Source organism: Streptomyces glaucosporus (assembly GCF_039533345.1).
Lineage (GTDB): Bacteria > Actinomycetota > Actinomycetes > Streptomycetales > Streptomycetaceae > Streptomyces > Streptomyces glaucosporus.
Window position 1 is genome coordinate 1 of record NZ_BAAATJ010000026.1, and the last position, 22,035, is coordinate 22,035.

General features: G+C 72.4%; 12 protein-coding genes. 6 read left to right on the plus strand and 6 right to left on the minus strand.

The annotated features are described in order from the left end of the window. The first annotated feature begins 163 nt into the window (after positions 1-163). From ABD358_RS28485 to ABD358_RS22775, 6 genes are all read left to right on the plus strand, one after another. A complete protein-coding gene (locus ABD358_RS28485; protein ID WP_425576395.1) occupies positions 164-547 on the plus strand; it encodes a DUF4291 family protein in 384 nt (127 codons plus the stop codon). Further along, entirely contained in the window at positions 544-1,086 is a 543-nt protein-coding gene (locus ABD358_RS22755; protein ID WP_344632978.1) for an SMI1/KNR4 family protein, read from the plus strand. The genes ABD358_RS28485 and ABD358_RS22755 overlap by 4 nt, the downstream gene beginning before the upstream one ends. A 61-nt stretch (positions 1,087-1,147) precedes the next feature. Continuing rightward, positions 1,148-1,720 carry an SMI1/KNR4 family protein gene (locus ABD358_RS22760; protein ID WP_344632979.1) on the plus strand — a complete coding sequence of 191 codons (573 nt, stop codon included), beginning with the start codon at positions 1,148-1,150 and terminating at the stop codon, positions 1,718-1,720. Beyond that, on the plus strand, positions 1,717-2,289 hold the full coding sequence (locus tag ABD358_RS22765; protein ID WP_344632980.1) for an SMI1/KNR4 family protein: 573 nt from the start codon (positions 1,717-1,719) through the stop codon (positions 2,287-2,289). Before ABD358_RS22760 ends, ABD358_RS22765 begins: the two co-directional genes overlap by 4 nt. Beyond that, positions 2,286-2,450 carry a hypothetical protein gene (locus ABD358_RS22770; protein WP_344632981.1) on the plus strand — a complete coding sequence of 55 codons (165 nt, stop codon included), beginning with the start codon at positions 2,286-2,288 and terminating at the stop codon, positions 2,448-2,450. Before ABD358_RS22765 ends, ABD358_RS22770 begins: the two co-directional genes overlap by 4 nt. A gap of 88 nt (positions 2,451-2,538) precedes the next feature. After that, positions 2,539-2,799, plus strand: a complete 261-nt coding sequence (locus tag ABD358_RS22775; protein ID WP_344632982.1) for a DUF4291 family protein — start codon at positions 2,539-2,541, stop codon at positions 2,797-2,799. Between the two features lie 95 nt (positions 2,800-2,894). Here the strand turns inward: ABD358_RS22775 and ABD358_RS22780 are convergent, their stop codons facing one another. The 6 genes from ABD358_RS22780 to pglW form a co-directional block, all read right to left on the minus strand. Beyond that, on the minus strand, positions 2,895-5,036 hold the full coding sequence (locus ABD358_RS22780; protein ID WP_425576396.1) for a DEAD/DEAH box helicase: 2,142 nt from the start codon (positions 5,034-5,036) through the stop codon (positions 2,895-2,897). Further along, the gene (gene brxD, locus ABD358_RS22785) at positions 5,033-6,382 is read right to left on the minus strand and encodes a BREX system ATP-binding protein BrxD (protein ID WP_344632983.1); all 1,350 of its coding nucleotides are present in this window, start codon (positions 6,380-6,382) and stop codon (positions 5,033-5,035) included. Before brxD ends, ABD358_RS22780 begins: the two co-directional genes overlap by 4 nt. A gap of 26 nt (positions 6,383-6,408) precedes the next feature. Then, entirely contained in the window at positions 6,409-9,339 is a 2,931-nt protein-coding gene (gene pglZ / locus ABD358_RS22790; RefSeq protein ID WP_344632984.1) for a BREX-2 system phosphatase PglZ, read from the minus strand. Next, entirely contained in the window at positions 9,336-13,229 is a 3,894-nt protein-coding gene (gene pglY / locus ABD358_RS22795; protein WP_344632985.1) for a BREX-2 system ATPase PglY, read from the minus strand. The genes pglZ and pglY overlap by 4 nt, the downstream gene beginning before the upstream one ends. Before the next feature lie 169 nt (positions 13,230-13,398). Continuing rightward, complete coding sequence (gene pglX, locus ABD358_RS22800) at positions 13,399-17,022, minus strand: BREX-2 system adenine-specific DNA-methyltransferase PglX (RefSeq protein ID WP_344632986.1); 3,624 nt, start codon at positions 17,020-17,022, stop codon at positions 13,399-13,401. Continuing rightward, entirely contained in the window at positions 17,019-21,707 is a 4,689-nt protein-coding gene (gene pglW / locus ABD358_RS22805) for a BREX system serine/threonine kinase PglW (protein ID WP_344632987.1), read from the minus strand. Before pglW ends, pglX begins: the two co-directional genes overlap by 4 nt. Positions 21,708-22,035 lie beyond the last annotated feature (328 nt).

Below are 22,035 nucleotides of genomic sequence, written 5' to 3' on the forward strand. Positions count from 1 at the left end.
TCACCCGGACCGGGCCGTCCCGCGCACGGATCTGGGTGGACGGCTGGGGAGAGTCCTTCTTCGGCTGCCAGGAGCTGCGCTGGGCCGCGTACACCGCCGGCGCCCGGCGCGTCGACGGCCCCGCCGTCCGGGACCGTGCCGTCTGGGCGGGAGAGAGGTCGGCATGACGGGGACGGACACGTCGCGGCCCGTGGTGGACCGGCAGGTGAGAGCACGTTTCACGGAGGAGACCATCACGGTGTACCAGGCGTACCCGCCGGCGGTGGCCGACGCCGCGCTCGCCGCCGGTACGTTCGTGGCGCCTTTCAAGCACGAGCGGATGGCCTGGATCAAACCGTCGTCACCGACCTCGCCCGGACGGTCCACCGGGACGTCGGGGCCGGCCGTCTCGGCGAGGCGGCGTCCAGGCTTCCGCAGGAGGTCCCGTACCCGTTGCCCGAGGAGATCCGCGAACGCATCGGCGGCACGGCGACAAACGGGGAGTTCCCGGCAGGGCCGTAGACACGGCCTCCCCGGATTGCCGCACCCGACATGGAGAAGAGCGTGAACCCCACGGTGGCCCGCATCACCGAACTCGTCCCTCCCCCGGCTCCCCCGCGCCCCCGCGCCTGGGAAGCCGTGGAGGCCGAACTGGGCACGCCGCTGCCGGAGGACTACAAGCAACTCGTCGACCTCTACGGCGGAGGAGTGTTCGACGAGGTCATCTGGCTCCTGGAGCCGGGATGCCCGGTCGAGGACCACGACCTGCTCGCCATCGCCCGGGAGCGGGAAGAGATCCTGCCCGGACTGTGGGCGATCGGCGAGCCGAAGCCCACCGGCCTGACGGAGGACGGAACGCGCCTGCTGCCCTGGGCTTATGTGGAGGACGGCGGGCAGTACCTCTACTGGCTCGCCGGGCCCGATCAGGCCCCGGAGGAATGGACGGTGACGATCAACGAGGGGCGCGGACCGGGGCGGGAGGGCCACGCCGTGTCCTGCGCGCGGTTCCTGCTGTCCTTCATGACCGGGAAGATCCGCTCGGGAATCCTGCCCGGGCCTCCCGGCGAGCCCCACGTATTCGACGCCAACACCGACATCCTCCGGTGACCGGCGGGGTTCCCCGCCTTCGTCACCGATCCGGCCGGCCCACCATCGAATGAGGTCCATGATGAGCGACACGATCGACCGGCTCACACGCATCGTCCCTCCGCCCGGTTCCCCCACTGGGAAGGACGGGAGTTCCCACCGACAGGACCTCGGGTTCTCGCTGCCGGAGGACTACGAGCGACTCGTCGAGATCTATGGCGGGAGCCGCTGGGACGACTACCTCTACATCCTGGAGCCGGGATGTCCGAACTCCCACTACGACATGGTCACGTGGGAACGGGAGCAGAGCGAAATCCTCGAAGAGGACTGGCAGTTCGAGGAGAAGCCCGCCCAACTGCGCCCGAAGGGAAGTCGACTGGTCCCCTGGGCGACCACCGACAACGGAGAAGTTCTCTTCTGGTTGCTGCTTCCCGGCCAGGCCCCGGAGGACTGGACCGTCATGATCCGCGAAGCTCGCGGAGAAGGTTGGGAGCACTTCCGGATGGGGTGCGTCGATTTCCTCGTGGCCGCGCTGACGGGAGAGGTGCGCTCCGAGATCCTGTCCTCTCGTTTTCCCCTGGCGGAGCACCGGGTCGAGCCTCTGTCGATCCCCCATGCCCCCGCCAGGAACCTCTCTCACAGGACGCGCCCATGAACCGGTGTCTCTCATCCCTTGTCCGGCTGCTGCCGCGGCCGGAGGACCCGCCGCCCGCCGTGGACTGGGCGACCGCCGAGGACACGCTGGGCACTCCCCTGCCCTCCGATTACAAGGAGTTGATCGACGTCTACGGCGGCGGCCACGTCGACGACTACCTCCTCCTCTTGGAGCCGGGTTGCACGAATGTCAACTACGACCTCCTCGCCAAGGACAGTCAGAGGAGGGAGGCCTATGAGGAGTTGTGGAAGTACGAGGAGAAGCCCCGGGAGATGGAAGAGGAGGGAAACCGGCTCATCCCCTGGGCGACCACCGACAACGGGGAGTACCTCTTCTGGCTCGTCCGCCCCGGACAGAGCCCCGACGCATGGATCACCCTGATCAACGGGGAGGGCGGTCCTGACTGGGAAAGATACGACATGACCTGCACGCGGTTCCTCGCCTCCGTGCTCTCGGGTGAGATCCGTTCGGAGGTCCTCTGGGACCTGTTCCCCCTCGCCGTCCACCGGTTCCGACCGGCGCGGTCCTTCCTCTGCCCAAGTCCCCATGGGAGGTTCGGCGATCAGTGAGGTCCGTGTACGAGTACCGGTGGCGATCCGGCGGCGCCTGGGGCATGGTCGGGTGGCTGCGGGGGAACACCGGTGTTCCCGGCGTCGACCACACCGTACGGTTCGACGCCGAGGAGAACCGGTACGTCTTCACCTGGGGCGAGTCCGGACGGCCCGCGTGAGCGCCCCCGACGGAACCGCGACGCCGACCCCGGCGCTCGGGCGGCATGCGTCGGTCCTGTTCGACGGAGCCGATCTGCTCGCTGTGGAGTGACTGCCGGGCCCCTGCCTCACCGCGTCATTCAGGTCGGCCTCTCGGGGGAGGCCGTGGAGCGGTACGTCGAGGAGTGGATCGTCCGGATCTCGGACGTCACCGACCTCGCCCAGGCGGTCCACCGGGACGTCGGGGCCGGCCGTCTCGGCGAGGCGGCGTCCAGGCTTCCGCAGGAGGTCCCGTACCCGTTGCCCGAGGAGATCCGCGAACGCATCGGCGGCACGGCGACAAACGGGGAGTTCCCGGCAGGGCCGTAGACACGGCCTCCCCGGCATACGGCACCCGGCTGTGGGGCGACACCGTGGAGACCCTCTCCGCCGCGCCGATCCGGACGGACGGCCCGGGGTACCGCTCACCCCGTGAGGTGGAACCGCACCGGCTCGGCCAGGGCCGCCCCGGCGCCGTCGAAGTCCGCCAGCCGGGCGGCGACCGTGGCGGCGGCGAGCTGCTCGGGGAGGGCGGCGGAGAACTTCAGTCCGCGTACGGCGCGGGGGTCCACGTCGGGGAGGACGAAGTGCTCGCCGACGCCGTCGAGGGCCGCGCGCCACATTCCGGGAGTCAGGTCCTCCCTCAGCCGTACGCAGCGGTCGTCCGGCCGCTGCACGGGGTCGGCGATCGACCGGAGGGTGGCGGCGAGGGTGGCGTTGGCCCGGTAACCGGCCCAGGTCCACCAGCGCACGTCGTTCCCGGCCCGGGTGATCAGTGTTCCGCCCGGGTGGACGGTGTCCGGTGCCCTGGTCCCGCGCGCCTCGGCCAGGCGCGCCACGGCGCGGCGGGTGAGGGAGACCGGCGGGTCGGTGCCGAGCAGCACCTCCCTCATGGCCCGGGTCAGTTCGTACGACAGGCCGGTGATTCCGCCGGTCATCCACTTGGCGATGCCGCCGCTGTCGGCGGGTTCGACGAAGACCCGTCTGCGCTTCCAGTCGATGAAGGTGACCTGCCAGCTCCGGCCGGCCAGCAGCAGTCTCCTCGGGCCGGGCCGCTCCTCGGTCAGTACCGAGGGGTCGGTCCGGCCGATCTCGGTGCGGCCGGACAGGACGGTGAACTGGGGCGGCGCGGTGAAGGAGGCGGTCAGGTCCATGAAGTTCCGCCGCCCGAAGCGGCGTTCGGCCTCGGGGCCGACGAACAGCATCCCGCCGTCCCGGTCGAGGTACCCCTCCGCCAGCAGGTGCGTGAGGACGGGCGCCGCCGAGCGGTCGAAGGGCACCAGTCCGTTCCACTGCTCGTGCCACATCCGGTCGCCGAGCCGGTGTTCCTGGAGGGTGACGGCCAGGAGCTGCTGGGCGACGAGGTGGCGCGGTTCGGGCGGCGCGGTCACCGGTTCGACCCAGCCGCGCCCCCACAGCGTCAGCAGACCCGCGGCCTGGAGCAGGGCGTCCTCGTCGGTGGCCAGGAACAGGCAGTTGCGCACGGTGCCGGCGCGGCGTCCGGTGCGGCCGATGCGCTGCAGGAACGCCGCGACGGTGGCGGGTGCGTCGATCTGGATGACGCGGTCCAGGTCGCCGACGTCGATGCCCAGTTCCAGGGTGGAGGTGGAGACGATGACGCAGTCCCGCGCCTCGGCGAACGCCTGCTCGGAGCGGGCGCGTTCGTCGGCGGAGAGGGAGGCGTGGGAGAGGAAGACGGTCACGTCGCGTGCCCGCAGGGCCGCGCCGAGCTGTTCGACCCGGCTCCGCGAGTCGCAGAAGACCAGCCGCTTCTCCCCCCGGTGCAGGGCGGCGATCAGCTTGGCGGCGTTCTCCAGCGACCCGACGTAGTCCAGCTCGACCTCGCCCGCGGGCCGGGCCTGCCCGGGCGCGGCGGGGACCTCGGGGGCGACGACCCGGCCGGTCCGCTTCTCCGCGCCCGCGCCTTGGAGCCATTCCAGCAGGTGGCGGGGGTTGCCCACGGTGGCCGACAGGCCGATCCGCTGGATGGGCCGTCCGGCGATCCGCTCCAGCCGCTCCAGCACGGCGAGCAGGTGCCAGCCCCGGTCGTCGCCGGCGAAGGCGTGCACCTCGTCGACGACGACCGCCCGCACGCCGCCCAGCAGGTGGGTGTGGTCGGTCTTGACGCCGATCAGCATCCCTTCCAGGGATTCCGGCGTGGTGAGCAGGATGTCCGGCGGGTCGGTGCGGATGCGCTGCCGCCGCGACTCGCGCACGTCCCCGTGCCAGAGTTCGGCGCGCCGCCCCAGCCAGCGGGCGTAGGAGTCGACGCGGGTGACGAGGTTGTTGAGCAGCGCCTTGAGCGGGCACAGGTACAGCACCGAGGTGCCGGTCCACTTCCGCTCGGCCATCGCGGACAGCAGCGGGAAGCAGGCCGCCTCGGTCTTGCCGCCGGCGGTCGGGGCGAGCAGGACGGCGTCCTCGCCGTCCATCAGCGGCGCGATCGCCGCCTTCTGCAGGGGCCGCAGATCGGGCCAGCCGAGGGTGTTGACGATGTGGTGCAGGACGACGGGGTCGAGCCGGTCGAGGGCGCCGTCCGTACCGGTGGTGCCGTCCTTCACCGTCACACGTCCAGGTCGATGTCGTCGGCGGAGGCGCCGGACGCCGGGGAGCCCGCCGCGGCCGTCGCCAGGTTGCGTTCGACGTCGGTGAGTTCGTGGCTCGCGACGGTCAGCCGGTAGTGCTGCCGGGGGTCGAAGTCCTCGAACTGGTCGACACGGTCGAGGACGTCCCCGACGAGCTTCTTCAGGAACAGCCGGGGCGCCACCCCGACCTTCCCGCCCAGCGCCCCGCCGACCGCCCGCGCCAGGTCGGCGACATAGGCGTCGTCCACGACCGTCCTGATCCGCTCCGGTGCCCCGGCTCCCGCCGCGTACAGGTCGCGGATGGTGGTCCCGAGGCCCACCAGCGAATCCCGGGTGAAGCCGGGCAGCCTGAGCTGGACGGCGCGCGGGTTGTCGAAGCGCGGGTCGGTGGTGAAGTCGGTGGCCAGGCGCTGGGCGAGCGGCGCGAGCCGCTGGACGCCCTGCTGCCCGTCGTAGAAGGCGGGGGTGCCGGTGATCACCAGGTACAGGCCGGGGAAGCGTCCGGAGTGCACCTCGTCGATGAGCTGCCGCAGTGCGTTGAGGGCCTTGTCGCGGGCGTCGGAGCGCACCCGCTGGAGGGTCTCCACCTCGTCGAGGACGACGAACAGCCCGGCGTGCCCGCTGTCGCGCAGCACGGTGAGCAGTCCCTGGAGGAAACCGAGCGCCCCGAAGTGGTCGAGGTCGCCGCGCACTCCGGCGGCCCGCCGCGCGGCCGCGGCGACGTGCGGCTGCCCGCCGAGCCAGGCCAGGACGGCGGCCGCGGTCGGCTCGTCGTCCCGCTCCAGGGCGGCGCGGTAGCCGCGCAGGGCGGTGGCGAAGGACGGCGCGTGCCGGGACACCTCGGCCAGCCGCGCCGCCAGCAGCTTCTCGACCTCCAGCGGCAGTTCGTCCTCGCTCGCCCCGGCGGCCAGCGCGTCCTCCTCCAGCGCGTAGAACCAGGCGTCGACGACGGGGCGCAGCGCGCTGGGCGGGAAGCCGGCGGTGGTGAGCCGCTCGGTGAGCCGCCGGTAGACGGTCTCCAGCCGGTGCAGCGGCGTCTCGGTCTCCGAGATCTGGATCTCGGCCGTGGCGAAGTTCCGGCGCTTGGCGCGCTCCCCCAGCCAGCGGGTGAAGAAGGTCTTGCCGGACCCGTACTCGCCCCGCACGGCCTTGAAGACGGACGCCCCGGAGGCGACGGCGTCCAGTTCCGCGTCGAGCGCCGCCTCGAACCGGTCGAGTCCGGTGGCGAGCAGGTCGAGTCCGCTCTCGGGGACGGCGCCGCGCCGCAGTGCGTCGATCACGGAGCGACGGCGGGCGGCGGAGACGGGCGTGGTGCGGTGGTCGGTCACTTTATCCGGTCTTCCTTCCGACGCGGTCAGGCCAGTCCGAACTGGAGGCGCAGCAGGTCCGGGTGGAGCCGGACCGTGCGCCCGTCCGGCAGCGTCTCCAGCACCTGTACGCCGTCGTAGTTGAGGAGCTGGCGCAGGACGGCGGCGAAGCCGCTGCCCCGGGTGGGCTGCTGGCCGGTGCGCTGGGCCAGGGCGGTCACGGGGAGGGTGCCGCCCGCTTCCAGCAGGGCGGCGAGTGCCTTCTCCACGTGCTCCTGCCGGGGTTTGCGTCCCAGCAGGCCGAGCTGGGCCTGGTAGGTCTCCGACGCCAGGAGCGCGGTGATCAGGTCCTCGTCCGGGGACACCGGGGCGGGGGCGGGGGCGGGGGGGGGGGGGGGAGGGGTGTCGTCCCCGCCCGGTGCCGGGGCCACGTCGAAGAGGGCGTCGTGGGTGCGGGCGATCTCGGCCTGCTGCCGCTTCGGTGCGGCGGCGGGCTTCCGCGCCGCGGGGGCGGGCCCGGGTGTCCGGGCCGGGGCCTGGGCGAGCGCCGTCCTGGGGTCCGAGAACCACCAGGCCGGACGCTGGTCGCCCAGTTCCTGCCATCCCTTGGGCGGTTCCGCGTCGAACGGCAGGAACGCCAGCACCGGGATGGCGAACTCCGCGAGGGAGGCCCCGCCGTGGTAGCCGGCCTTGAGGGCGGTGTAGCGGGAGTCGGCGTCCCACAGGGCGACGACGGAGCCGCCGGGTCCGGGCGCGACCACCCGGGGTCCGGACAGCTCGATCTCCGCGTCCGCGAGCGGGCCGCCGGGCAGCCGGTGCCGGGCGGAGGCCGGTTCGGCGGCGGCGTCGACCTTCACCCCGTGCCGGTCGACGACGTGCCCGTGGTCGCTGGTGAGGATCACCGCCATGCCCTGGGACCGGGCGACGCGCAGCAGGTCGCCCAGCCCGCCGATGTCGCCGGTGCGCCAGGCTCCGTCGCCGAGCTTCTGCTCCTTGGCGAGCCGGTCGTCGATGGTGTTCAGCACGACGGCGACGTGGGTCCGGCCGTCGGCGAGGGCTTCGGCGAGTGCCGGGCCGAAGACGTCGCCGGCGGTCTCGGTGCGCAGGTCGTCCTTGTGGAACACGGCGGCCGGGGCGCCGCCCCACAGCTTGTGCGCGGGGAAGAGCCGCTTCTCGTCGGCCTGGGTGCCCCGGGTCAGGGTTCCCGCGAACAGGGAGGTGCGGGAGACGGCCGTCACGGTGGGCAGGGCGGCGGCCATGGCGCGGCGGCGCGGGGTGCCGTCCGGCAGCGGGTCGTACTCGGCCCAGTACCGGCGCAGTTCCTCGCCGAGCTCGCCGGCGATGGCCGCGCTCATGCCGTCCAGGACGAGCAGCAGGACGCGTCGTGTGGTGCCGCCGCGCACGACGGGCTTCACGACCCGGTCGAGGAAGGTCTCCACGGTCAGCATCGAGCCGGGCGGGGTGCCCGCCGCGGTCCAGACCGCCAGGGTGCGGGCGAAGGCGCGGTCGATCTCGCGGCGCCGCTCGCGGACGCGTACCGCGAGGGCGTCGTAGGCGGCCTTCAGGACGGGGTCGGGGTCGCCGCCGGCCTCGATGTGCTCCAGGGCGAGGTCGACCCAGCCGGTCTCGGCGACGTGGCGCTGCACGGCGTCGCCGACCGCGCCCGAGTCGGCGGCCGGGTCCAGGGTCAGCCATCGGGCGAGCCGCTTGGCCATCCGGGTCCGCTCGATGCGGGCGCGGGTGTCGTCGGCTTCGGCGAGCCGGTGGCCCGCGAGCCGGCCGATGGCCTCCGCCGCCGCCTTCGGGTCGCCGCCGGCGAGCGCCCGGCCCACGGCCGTGAACCGGGCTTCGAGCCCTTCGCGCAGGACGGGGCTGGCCTCGGCGGCCGTCTCGGCGCCGAACTGGCGGGCCAGCGCGCCGGCCCGGCCCAGGACGGTCTCGGTGGTACGGCGGGCCTCGCGCGCCTCGTCCTCGCCGCCATTGCCGGTGCGGGCGCCGGCGGCGAGCAGGGCGGCGAGGTACTCCTCGGCGGTCCGGCCGAAGGCGGACACCAGGGCGTCGAGTTGTTCGCCGGTGGCGGGCGGCTGGTCGCCGAACCAGCGTTCGGCGCGGCCGCGGGCCCGGTAGGTCTCCGCGTCGGGTCCGGCGTGCGACCACAGTGCCGCGCACACCAGGCCGAACGCCACGGCGTCGGCCCCGTGCCCGGCCTCCGCGAGGGCGAGCAGGGCGCGTCCGGCCGGCCCGGCCTGGTCGTCCTCGCCGAGGAAGGCGGCCAGCCCGGCGCGTTCGGGACCGCGCAGCTCCGTCAGCCGCTCGGGGCCGCCGGGGTCGAGCGACCAGCCCAGCAGGGCGTGGGCGTCGAGCCGGTCGTCGCCGGGGCGGTGCGCGGTGCGGTCCGCGGCGCCGTCGTCGTGGCCCGTGCCGTAGCGGCCCAGGCGCAGGCGGCGCCGGGCGAGCGCGGTGAGGGCGTACTGCCGCGACAGCCAGCCGCCGGGCACGGACGGCCACCCGCCGGGCGGGGTGGCGTCGAGCAGCGCCTCGGCGGCCCAGTTGGCGGCCTTGAGCCGGGGGTCGATCTCCTGGGCTCCGAACGCCTCCTTGACCACGTCCCAGCTGTCGACGGCCTCTATGCGCTTGTGGTGGACGCGGGCGAGGATCGCCGGGTCGATCTCGTGCTGCTCGCGGTCGGTGAGCACGACCAGGACGGCGGGGCCGGGCGTCCGGCCCGCCAGGTGGCCGAGGACCAGCTCGTGGACGGCGAGCGGGGAGGGCGCGGCCACGACGCGGGCGGTCAGGTCCTCGCCCCAGGCGGGTTCGGCGGGGCCGTCCCACTGGGGGGCGGACCTCAGCAGGACGGCGTGCCTCCTGCCGTCACCCGCCTTCCTCAGGGAGGCGGCGAGCGGCGACTGGGACGACAGGTACTGGGTGACGGTCGCGGTGTTCAGCCGGACCACGCCCGAGACGGCGGTGGTGCTCATCCTTCGACGACCTGCCAGGTGATCTCGACGGTGGCCTCCGGGTTGCGGGCCACCAGCTCGGCCAGTTCCGCGCGGAGCACGTCCGCCGCCCGGGCGGCCTTCGTCCGGCTGCCGCCCGCGCGCCGTGCCGCGTCCGGCTTCCCCTGCCCGGCGGCAGGGGTCTGCTCATGGGTGTAGGGGACGCGCGGGTCGCTGGTGCCGGTGTCCAGGGGGACGTCGTCGGCGGTCGACGCGGCCGTCCCCGGCGGTGTGGACCGGGGGGGAGCCGGGGGCGGCGGGGTGACCGCCGCCCGGTTCTTCTTCACCAGCGCCAGCACCTTGCTCTGCGCCGTGGTCAGCGCCTCGCGCAGGTCCAGGGTGTGCTGGTCCTTGCGGGCCACGTTCCGCAGGGAGTCGAGCAGCGCCTCGCCCTTCGGGCCCTCGCCGAAGGCGAGTTCGAGGGTGTGCCAGGAGGTGGCGGCCAGGGCCGCCGCGACGGACCGGGCCTGCCGGACGGACGCCCCGTACCGTTCGGCGGTCGCCGCGCCCAGGTCGAAGGAGGCCAGGGTCTCCACGGTCCTCTTCGCCCCGGAGGCCGATTCGAGGGCCGTGAGGAGTTCGAGGGAGCGCCGGGCGAGCGCGAGCCGCCCGCTCTCGTCGGTCTGGTCCAGGCCGAGGAAGGAGGCGTGCTCCTCCAGTTCGCGCACCAGCTCGGCGGCGTGCTCCCGGTGGGCGCGGGCGGCCTCGGTGATCTGGCGGGCGAACTGGTTGACCATGCGTCCGCGGCGCAGGGCCGGGGGCTTCTGCCCGAAGATCACCTGGTACCGCTGCCGTGCCGTCTCCCAGTCGTCCTCGGCCGGCAGGGGCTGGCTGCGCAGCGCGTCGTACTCCTTGATCTGCGACAGCTCGGGGGCGGGGTCGAGGACGGTTCCGCCGCGCACCCACACCCGGTCGTCCATCTCCGCGAAGGAGGCGACGACGAGGTGGGCGAGGAAGTCGGGCAGGCCGCGCGGCTCGGGTGCGTCGATCCACTCGCGGAGCGACTTCATGGGCAGGTCGGCGGTGACGCCCTGGGCGCTGGCCAGCCGCCGGAAGTGGTCGGCCCAGAACCGGGACAGCTCGAAGTACGCCTCCTTCTGCTGCCCCAGCCGCAGCGGCCCGGCGATCCGCTGCATCAGCCTGCGGTCCCCGGCCGGGATCTCCAGGAGCCCGTCGCGGGTCTCGGCCGCGTCCCGCACGTGGGCGAACACCTTCCGCGCGTCCGCCGGCCTGACGGGGGGTTCGTTCCCGTCGGGGGCGAAGTCGGGGTGCGCCGGGTACTGGTGGGCCAGCAGCTTCCCGGCCACGTGCCGGATGCCCTCGCGGAGGGACTGCCCGAAGGGCAGGGTGAGGTCGTCGACGTCGGGCAGCGCCACGAGGTGGTCGTCGAAGTTGAGGGCCACGTCGGCGGCCTGCTTCTGGGCGAGCCCATAGGCCTGCTTGAAGGCGTTCCTGACCTGCTTGAGCAGGGCCTCGCGCTGGGTCTCCAGCAGGCCCTTGGCGCGGCTGCGGTTGTCGGCGTTGAGGTGGCCGGCGTACTGGGTGTCGAAGCGGTGGTCGTCGGCGAGGGCCTTGTCGATGACGACGAGGCGGCGGAAGTCGGCCAGCCGCTGGGCGGAGAGGTGGGCGGGCAGCCAGGCGACGGTGCGGGAGCGTTCGTCCTGCTGGCGTTCGCGCAGCCGCCGCATCCGGTCGACGTCCTCGGCCGGTCCCCACTCCCCTTCGTCGAAGGGCAGGTCGACGACGATGCGCCAGTGGTCCTGTCCCTGCGGCACCAGGTCGTGGTCGGGCAGCTCGTCCTCGTCGGCGACGTTGCCGAAGACGATCTCGGCGGTGCGGGCGGTGCCGCGCCAGGTGAAGTGCAGCTCGTCGGTGAGCTGGCCCTGCTCGACGCCCAGGTCCTCCGCCAGCAGCCGCTTGGCGAGGGCGAGCCGGTTGCCGGGGTTGTCGTTGACCTGGGCGTTGGCGATGACGGAGTCGACGTCGACGCCGGACAGCTCCAGCCGGACGCCGGGGTTGGTGTCGGTGCCGGTCTCCTTGATCTCGGGGAAGCGGGCGGCCCACTCGGCGACCTTGTTCTTGATGATGCCGACCTCGGCACCCGGGATGGGCGCGGTGACCGATCCGTGGTTGAGCGCGCCGAGCCGCCGGATGGTCAGGTCGGACAGGGCGGGCACGCTGGGCGCCAGCGCCGACAGCAGCAGGGTGCAGATCAGCCGGTTGTCGCCGGTGAACAGCTTGCAGCGGGTGGCCTTCCGCGGGTCGGTGATGCTCTCGGGCCGGTGGAGGTACTGCTCGACGTCGTCCTCGGTGATCTCGTGCGAGCTGAGCAGGTAGGGCCGGAGCTTGGTGCGGTACAGCTTGTCGGCGGCCTCGAAGACGACCTTGAGGCTGTCGGTGAAGGGCTTGTCGCCGCCCTCGGCGATGACCGGGTACAGGTCGCCGACGGGGACCAGCTCCCCCAGCCGCAGGTGGTCGCGGTGGTCGGCCAGGAGCTGGCCCATCAGCTTCAGACCGGTGCGGGAGCGCTGGAGCGCGGAGGAGATGTGGACGAGGGTGTCCATGAAGGCCGGCGAGAAGGGGTACGTCAGCCGGAACGACTCCTCGTCCGCGCCTGTCGTGGCCTTGTCGGAGCCCAGCAGGGTGTCCCACACCTGCGGGCCGAGCCGCTTGGTCTGGGCGAAGGCGGCCTCGACGAGCCGTTCCGCCTCGGTGTCCTTGGGCTTCAGCAGGCGGGCGTGGGCGATCTGGGGGAGGTTGCGGTCCTCCAGGGTGATCTTGTCGAATCGGCCGGAGGCCAGGTTGAGGGTGTCCTGGATGGACGCCTCGGCGGCGCCGGACACCTCCTCGCCGACCAGTTCCCGCAGGTCGCGCTGGCGGGCGATGAACGATACGACGGGGATGGCCCGGCGCGCGTCGCCGCCCTCCACGAAGTTGGTGATCTTGCTGGCCTCGCGGGCGACGAACTTCTGGTCGTGGATGAGGGTGGCGAGCCACAGGATCAGCTCGTCGAGGAAGAGGATCAGCCCGTCGTAGCCGAGGGACTTGGCGTGCGCGGCGATGACGGACAGGCCGGCGTCGAGCGAGATGAAGCCGTGCTCGTCCTCGGCGGCGTTCCGCGCGAAGCCGGGCAGGAGGTTGGTGCTCGCGTCGCCCACGAGCTTGGCGCGCAGCTCGGCGGGCGTGGAGGGGTGGACGAGGTTGAGCGCGGCGTCGGGCTCGTGGTTCTCCTCGGCGGCGAGGGCGGTGTCCAGCAGCTCGGGCGTCCAGGCGAACCCCTCGCCCCACTCGTCGTCCTCGGCGTCGCCCGTGCCGCCCAGGCCCCGGATGACGGCCTCGTCGCCCATGGTGGCGCGCATGGCGCGGATGTCGGCGAAGAGGGAGTCGGTCCGGTACACCTGCGGCGTGGGCGCCTCGGGGTGCAGCTTCTTGACGTGGTGGACGTATCCGCCGAGGACGCGCTGCTCCAGCGCCTTGGCGCCGAGCATGTGGTACGGCACGAGCAGGAACTTCTTCCCGTCGGTGCTCAGCCATTCGTGCTTGGTCAGGACGGGGTCGAACTCCTGCCGGGCGCGGGCGGCCGGGTTGCCGCTGAGCAGCGCGTACAGCACGGCCATGAAGTGCGACTTACCGGAACCGAACGAGCCGTGGAGGTAGGCCGCCTTGGAGGTGTGGCCGTCCAGCGCGGACTTGATCAGTCCCAGGGCCTCGTCGAAGTTCTCCAGCAGCCGCTCCGTGACCACATAGTCCTTGAGCGCGTGCTGCGCGCCCTCGGGCGTGGTCGCCTCGGCGAGGGACAGCACGAAGTCCGACGTGGAGATGGACTCCTTGATGTCGATGACATCGCGGAGGAGGGGCGGCTGCTGGGCCATTGCGGTTCTCGCTCCCTGGGGTTCGCTGCTGCCTGCGGAGGGTTCGATCCTACGTGCACACGATCGTGTGAACTATGTTCTCTTGCGATTGGCGGGGCCCGGACACCCGCCGGTCCGTCTCCTCGCAGAGGCGGACCGGCGAGCCGGCGCCGGGCGGGGTGCCTGGCGCCTACTTCCTGGCGGCGGCTGCACGACGGCCCCGGGTGGCGGCCGGGGGGCGCCAGGCGCGCAGGTCGTCGTCGGTCAGGCCGTGCTCGCCCTGCATCTGCTGCCGGTAGCTCCGGAAGAAGTCCGCCGGGGAACCGCTGTAGAGCACGTCGAACTCGTTGTGCCACTGGTCCAGCCACGGCTGGAGCTCCAGCAGCCCGGCCAGGAACGGGGTGATCTCCTCGGTGGACAGCGGATTGTTGGTGAAGTACGTCGCCAGCGCCTGGGCCTGCTCCCGGTGGTCCCAGCCGGCCCAGCCGTACAGCTCCGGGGTGGCGGTATTGGTCTGGGAGTAGGAGATGAACCGCTCCTTGGGCACGTCCAGCTTGCCGCGCGCCTTCCAGTAGGAGGGGCGCAGGAAGTCGGCCGAGGTGTACTTCGGGGGCACCGGGATCGTCTCGCGGATCTTGCGCTTCTCCGGCTCGGTCTCGGCGGCGTCCTCCTGGCGCTGCAAATCCCAGACGTGCTCCCAGTCGGCCCGCTTCTTCAAGCCGGAGGGCTTGTAGCGCAGCGCGGCCAGGAACGGCACATGCTCGTCGGTGAGGAGATCGGCGACGACGTCCGTCAGCTCCTTGCGGGGAGCGTAGAGCTTGGCGACGGAGACGAAGTCCTCATCGAGGGAGAGCGCGGAGGTGAGCTGGGCGCGGGTGAGGATGGTCGGCTGCTCATCCGGGAACCACAGCTCACGGGCCTCCATCTGGTCCAGCAGCCAGGAGCGCAGCGCCTTGGCCTGGAGAGCGTCCCAGCCCTCGGTGGCCCACCGCCGCTTGTACTCCGGTCGCTCGATCATCCCGATGGCGCGGGAGGACTCGATGGCGTCGATCCGCTTCTGCACCATGGCCTTATAGGTGTCGGGCCAGTGGGTGGGGATTTCGGTGATCGGCGTCGAGCCGTGCCGCCGGAACCACTCGTCGGAGGCTTCTCCGGCGGCCACCCGCCGGGCCAGCACGATCTCGAACGCCCGCTCGCCGAGCGCGAGGTCGGGGATGGTCGGGTCATCGGGGTCGTCGGAGACCCGCAGGTCCTCGGGGTGCAGGCCGTAGAGGGCGTAGACCTGCCAGTCCAACTCCTCCTGCAACGCGATCATCCGCGCCCGGACGGACTCCCACCGGGCCCGAGCCTCCCGCAGCACCCCGGCAGTGGGAACCGCCTCGGCGACCACGGCCGTGGGGCTGGCGGCGGCAAGTTGCCGGGCGAGGGCATCGAGGGCGGTGGCGAGGGCGGTGGGGTACGAGGCGGGAAGCGGGAACTCCTCCAACTTGGTACCGGTGAACTCATAGCGGTCAGACCACGGGTGGACGCTAACCCGCGCTCCTTCACCGCCAACTGGGTCACCACCCTTGGGGTAACTCACCATGCGGAGCCAGAAGCCAGCGGTGGAACTGTTGAGCAGCCCAAGCAGTCGGAGGTGCTCCTCCTCGCTCGCCCCCTCCCGCAACTTGATCACCGGAGCAGAACGGTTGAACACCTTTCCGCCTCGGTCCAAAACGAAGTGATTGTGCGTGGCCACGAAGGAGAACGCGATGGCCAGAGGGTCCTTGTGGCGCTCCGCGAAGAACATGCCGAGGTCGAACCAGCGCAGACCGCGCTCCTCCGGGACCTTGCCGAAATAAAGGCGCCGTCGAAGATTGGAGCGGTAGGGCCAGAGATGCCTGATCGTCGCAGGGCTCAGCTCCCGCTTCCGACCGTCCCAGCTCCTCGGCATAACCACTTGCTGTGGGTCGGCGATGACATAGTCACGCACTTCGTCGCCGTTGACCAGGTACGCGCAGTCCTCGACGAAACCACGGCGCGAGGACAGCTCTTTCGGCAGAAGAAAGGCATCGTCCTCAAGGGTGAGGGCGGTCATGCCGATGGCGGACGAACGCTCTGAGAGCACTCCGACCGAACCGTGTTCCAGCCCTTCCACCATCTCAGGACCGCCATCGGCCAGGATCCACGGCTGTTTGCCGAAGTAGCGCTCACGGCTCAGGTCGTCCACCGAGACCCACTGGCTGGTCGAGCCGGGCTTGTCGATCTGTTCCGTGATGGCTCTCCAGACCAGTCCGTCCTCGGCGTTCTCCGGGGTGACGGGTTCGCCCTGCACGCTCCGCACGGTGCGGATGGTCGCCGAGCGTGCATTTCCCCCTCGTCGCCTGCCGACCAGGATCACCGTCGGGGTGCCGTGTCCGGGGATGTATGCGCCGGAGGTGTCGATGACCTCGGTCAGTTCAACCTTGTGGGCGAAGTACTCCTCGATCAGCTTGGTGCCGAACTCGCGCTTCATGAAGGAGTTGGCGGTGATCTGGCCGACCATGCCGTAGCCGCTGCCGTCGGGCTCCCCGGCCCTGGCCAGTTGGAAGAAGCGCTCGGCGAACGGCACCGACAGCGCGTACTTGCCCGCGCACGACTTGTACAGCTCCCGGTACAGGGCGTTGAGCTTCTTGTCCTTGACCGTGATGTAGGGCGGGTTGCCGACCACCACGTGGTAGCGGCCCTCCTGGAGGATGCCGGGGTGGTCGTGGATGTCCTCGGTGGCGTAGGCGAAGGAGGCCAGCGGATCGGCGGTGCCGTCCTCGTCGCCGCCCAGGGTCAGCTCCAACTGGCGGGCCTTGATCAGGGAGTCGCCCACCGCCAGATGGATCGGCCACGCGTACTTGTTGGCCTCCGCCAACGTCCGCACGTTCGCCGCCGCCATCGCCGCGACCAGCAGCCGGAACCGGGCGATGGCCACCGCGAACGGGTTGATGTCCACCCCGTGCACCGCGTCCAGCGCGGCCCGCACCCGCTCATACGCGTCCATGCCCGGCCGGCGCTCGTCCCACAGCCGCACCAGCCGCCGGAACGCACCCAGCACGAAGTGGCCCGATCCGCAGGTGGGGTCGATCATCTTCAACTCGCCGAAGCGGTCGCCCAGTTCACGCACGACCGGGTTCATCGTCCGGTCGAGGATGAACTCCTCCACGAACTCCGGCGTCTGCAGCAGCGCGTACGTCTTCCGCGCCGCCTCGGACAGGTCCTGGTACAGATCGCCCAGGAACCGGGTGTCCCACCCTTGCGTGCCGTCCGCGCTGAGCGGGTCGGTGAAGTCGTGCACCAGCCCGCCCGTCTCGTCGCGCTGCCGCCAGAAGTCCACCAGCGCCCCGGCCCCGTCGTGGGAGAGCGGGATCTGGTAGAGCGGGTTGTGCCGCTTGTCGAACAGCGAGCGTCCGGCCTGGCCGGCACCCAGCTCCTCGAAGGCGCGCTCCAGCCAGCCCCGGTAGGTGGGGTCCGCGTCGGTCTCCACGTAGTGGTCGTAGCGGGACTCGGCCAGCTCACGCCGGTCGGCGTCCGGCCCGGTCAGGTACGGCTCTGGGATCAGCTGGTTGTCCTCGCAGAACCGCACGAACACCGTGCCCAGCACCCACGCCACCGCCACCTGCGTGACGCGCTCGCCCAGCCAGGAGGCCCACGTCACGCCCGTGCGGCCCAGCTTGCGCGCCTGGTCATACTCCGCACGCAGCCGCGCCCCCACCTCACCCAGCGCCCTCACCTGGCGCTCAAGGTCGGTCTCGACCGCCTTGACCTGCTGCTTCAGGTCGTCCAACAGTGCCTTGCGGTCGATCACTTCGTGTCCCCGTCCCCTTCGTCACGTGCTGCGTTCTCGTCGTGCTCGTCGTTCTCGCCGGGCTGCCGGTGCTTCCCCTGCACCCACGCGTCCGGGAGCTGGATCCACTCCCCCAGTCCGGCCTGGTACGGCACGGCCGTCCGCCCCAGCCGCGGTTCCCGTGCGGGGTCGTCCTGCGGGGCGAGCAGCCACAGGCCGCGTCCGCCGCGCCGGGCCGTGTCCGCGAGGCGGTCCAGGACGCCCATCGCGTCGTACCGGGCGAACGCCCCGGTCTCCGTCAGCAGCACCGGGCCACCGCCGGAGGCGGACGGCCCGGCCGCCAGCAGTTCCCGGATCCGCGGCTCGACCGTCCCCCAGGCGGTGCGCGCGAACTGGGCGAACTTCGTCGCGCCGCGCGAGCCGGGTTCGGCCACGTCCGCCTTGAGCAGCGTCTCCCAGGTGGGCTTGGTGCCCGGCGGGACGAGGCCGTGCATGGCTTCGAGGAACAGTTCGGTGACCGAGACGGTCTCGGCCCGGTACGGCTCGCCGCCCAGCCGGCGCACGGCGTCCCACGTCCGCTTCCCGTTCACGGTCAGCACACGGTAGCCGTCGCGGCGGGCCGAGGCGGTCAGCCGTTCGTCGGCGCGGGCGGCGGCGGCGATCTGCGGGTCGTCGGCGTACCGCGTCACCGAGGTGCCGCCCCGGCTGGTGCCCCGCCGGGTGCCGCCCGTGAGGTAGCTGGAGGCGTGGTCCGTGCGGGTGGGCAGGTAGCGGAGCGTCCCGGTGTCCTCGCGGGTGGACAGGGTCAGGTCGAAGCCCGCCTCCCGCAGCGCCTTCGTCAGCGGCCCGCCGGTGGGCAGGTCGTGCGTGGTGCCGCCCCGCCCGTCGGGGACGACCAGCTCGGGGAAGCGCGCCCGCACCCGCTCGTGGACGTCCTCGCCGGTCAGGCCCGGCTGGCGGCCCTCGGGGACGTCGGGGATCCACCGCACCAGGCCCGCCTGGGTGAGCCGCAGCGCCCGCACCAGCGGCAGGTCGCGCGGGTAGATCTCCAGGCGGGGGGTGGCCGCCGCGTTGGAGGAGGCGGCGGCGGCCAGTTCCACCAGGCGCCGCTCGTCCCAGTCGACGGTGCCGGGCGGCGGGGTGATCGCGCCCAGCTCGGCCAGGACGGTGGCGGCCGTCGGCAGGGTGTCGAGCCGAGCGAGCCGGTCGGCCGTGCGCCCGAGCCTGGTGGCGTAGTCCAGCAGGCCCGGCGCGGTCGGGGTGTCGGGGGCGTCGTCCTCCCGTACGTCCAGGGCGAGCAGGCCCGCGCCCAGCGACTCCTCGGTGGCCCTGCGGTTGGGCTGGTGCTGGAACTCGGCCTCCTCCGGGACGAGCTGCTCGACCTCGACCACGGCCCGCACCGCCGCCAGCGCCAGCGCGCGCCGCTGCTCGCGCTCGGCGAGCTGGGTGCCGCGCCGGACGGCGAGCGCGTCCGCTATCTCGACGGCGGAGGCGACGCGGCCCATGGCGGCGAGCAGCTCCAGGATCTCCTCGCGCAGCGCCCGGACCGCCGGGTCCGCCTTCCAGCGCTTGCGCTCCTCCTTGAGCATCTGCGGGATACGGCCGGCCGACAGGCCCAGCGCCTCGGCGACCTCCCGCTGCTTGGGCCACACACCGATGTCCGGCAGGACGCCCTGCTCGTTCGGCAGGCGCAGCAGCAGCCGCACCATCTCGGCCTTGTTCCGGTTGGATCCGTTGCTGTTGACCGCCGGGACGAGGATCGTGGCGAGGGTGTCGAGGCTGATGGCGCGCAGGGTGCGCCTGGGCAGGCCGTCCGCGGCGCCGCCGGCGGCGAGTTCGCCCGTGACGGCGGCCTCGGCGGCGGTGAGCTGCTCCAGTTCCTCCTTCGCCTCCGCGCGACCCTTCGGGGTGAGCGGCGAGACGGGGACCTCGCGGAGCCTCTCGCCCCACTCGCGCTGGCGGCGCTGGATCTCGTTGCGGGTCCGGGCGCCGAGGCCGGGGGCGTTGACGAGCTTGCGGCGGCTGTAGTCGAGCAGCTCGCCCACCGTCGTCACGCCGAGCCCGTACAGGAACGACTCGGCCGCGCCCGTGAGGCCCGCCACCGACAGCGGGGTGTCGCGGGTGACCTCGGCGGCGAGCCGGTTGCGCTGCTCCTCGGCGGTCTCCGGCTCGGCCTCGGCGATGGCGGACGCGGGGGCGTCCTTGCCGCCGGGCGCCGTGTGCCGGGTGCGGTGGCTGGAGGGGACGGCCTGTGCGGCGTCGAGGAAGATCTTCCGCCAGGCGTCCCGCATGTGCTTCAGCTCGGGGTACCGCTCGGCCGCGTCGCGGTGCAGGGCCTTCTTGAAGAAGGCGAGGAGCCCGTCGCGCACGGCCGGGTCGAACGCGTCGGCCGCGATCGTCGGGTACGGCCACTCCTGCGGGTCCGTCATGCGCGGTGGGACGGACCCGTCGCCCCACCTGGGCAGCTCGCCCGAGGCCATCTGGTGGAGGGTGACGGCGACGGCGTACCGCTCGGCGTGCGAGTCGTAGGTGCCGCGGGTGATGACGCCGACGAACGGGTCGAGGTAGCCCTCGGTGCCCGCGTCGATGTTCTTCGCCGGGTACCCGGCGAGGGAGAAGTCGATCAGCACCAGTTCGCGCGTGCGGTTGGGGCGGATGCGGATCGCGATGTTGTCCGGCTTGATGTCGCGGTGCCAGACGCCCTCGCCCTCCAGGAAGTCGACGGCGCCGAAGAGGTAGTCGCCGTACGCCTCCAACTGGTCGACGGGGAGGCGGCCGTTCTCGCGGATCTGGCGGGCGACGGTCTCCTCGCGGCGGCGGGCGCGCGGGCTCCTCCCGTCCGGCTCGCCGCTCCCGTCCCGCTCGTCGCCGACGTACTCCAGGGCCAGGACCGTGCGGCCGCCGATGGTCAGCGGCTCGGGTTCGACGAGGCGGATGATGCCCGAGTGGGGGCGCAGCCTGCCCATGACCTCGGCCTCGCGGGCGAGGATCTCGCCCCGGCTGTCGGAGAGGGCGACCTTGAGCACGGCCAGCGGGCGCGCCCTGCGCGCCTCGGCCGTCAGGTCGCGGACGAGGAAGGCACGGCTGGTGGAGCCCGTGCCCAGGCGGCGGCGGACCTCCCAGCGGCCGGCGAGCACGTCGCCCGCGACGGCTTCGAGCGGGTCCTTCTCCTCGGACTCCCCGGCCTCCCCCGCGGTCTCGTGGGCCGTGTCGGACGCCGGGGCCGTCAGGGAGTCCTCGACGACCTCCAGCATCTCCAGGAAGTCGTCGACGCCGGCCAGGCGCTGCTCGGGCCGGTAGGCAGTGGCCGCCTGCACCAGATCGTCGATGTCCTCGGACAGGCCGTCGACCAGGGAGCTGGGGCGCAGGCCCTCCCCCGCCTCCAGGCGGGCCAGCAGTTCGCTCTGGCTGGCGGCCGGGGGCTTGCCCGTGACCAGCAGATAGGTGAGGACGCCCAGTCCGTAGACGTCCAGGTGGACCGGGTCGGGGTTGAGCGCGGTCAGCTCGGGCGCGAGGTAGGGGTCGTCGTCGTCGGCCAGGTGCATCGCGGACAGGGCCGTCGGCGCGAACCGCGTCATGCCCTGCCCGGGGGAGGAGTCGCCGCTGCGCTGGGTGGCGATCTGCCAGTCGGAGATCTGGAGCCTCGGGGTGAGCCAGGCGGCGTCCTCCCCCGCCGCCTGGCCCGCCCGGCCGTGCTCGCGGGGCAGGACGTGGATGGAGCGGGCGGCCAGCGCCCGGTGGTGGATGCGGTTGGCGTGGGCGGACCGCACGGTCTCGGCGAGCTGCCGCACCAGCGCCATCCGGCCGAGGATGTCGAGCTTCTCCCCGTACTGGACGAGGTACTCGTCCAGTTTCATCGTCTGCGGGTGGTAGTCGAAGATCAGCGCGGGTCCGGCGGAGTGCCCGGAGGGGTCGTACTGCTTGAGCTGGACGACACCGGGGTGGCGGAAGCGGCGCAGGACCGCCGCCTCGCGGCGGGCGGCGTTCTCCACCGACTGCCGGATCGAGGCGTCCGAGCCGCGTTCGCGCAGGTAGATGCGGACGCGGGCGGTCTCGGGCAGCTCGCTGTGGCGGGCCCGGTAGTCGGCCCAGGTCTCGCCGGAGTCGAAGGCCTTCCGCTCCAGCTCGTAGGGGCCGACCTTGTACTCGGCGTCGCTGCGGCGGATCCCGATCCGCTCCAGCGCGGCCTTGATCTCGCGGGAGTCGGTCTGGGTGATGCGGCGCCGCTCGTCGCGCGGCGGCCGCTTGAGCAGCTCGACCAGCTCGGCGACGCTGTACACGCCGTTCTGGTCATGGGCGGGCAGGCGGACGCGCAGCTCGTCGCTGGTGAAGCAGACCGCCTCGCCGACCCACACCCGCTTGCCGTTCTGCCCCAGCAGCCCGGACAGCTCCTTGGCCTTCTTGTTGACCAGGTGCAGCGGGTTGCCGTGGGTCTGACGCCGCCCGCCGGGCGTGGTCTGCACCCAGGTGCCGCTGACGGAGGTGACCGAGCCGCGCCAGTCCTTCAGCTCGACCAGGTAGACCCCGCCGGGTGCGACGACCAGCAGATCGACCTCGCGCACGTGCCCGGTGTTCGCGGTGAACGTGAAGTTCGACCAGGCCCGCCACGGGTCGGCGTCCGGCAGCTTCTCGCGGATGGCCTCCAGGCCGCGGCGCTCATGGTCGAACTCGGACTCGGTGACCGTGGTCCACCGGCCTTCCCGCATGTGCTGTCCCCGCTCGTCGTTCCGCTTACCCGGCCTGCCTGGAGCCGTGCCCCGGCGGCCGGACTCCCGGGGCGGATCCTAGCCCCTGGGTCCGGCGCCGGGAGAGACGCCAAGGACAGATGTATATGACGTACACCCACGAGTGCAAGGTTGCTCAGTTCACACCCGCAAGGTTCGGATTCGCCGCTGTCGTGCGTCAGGTGTTCCCCGTACGCGTCGCGCTCGCCGTGCCGCACGGACTTGTACCGGCGCACGGCTCCGGGCTGCGGCTGACAGCCCGATGTGCGTGACAGCTCCGGCGCGCGGGGCGAGCAGACGCCGGTCCTCG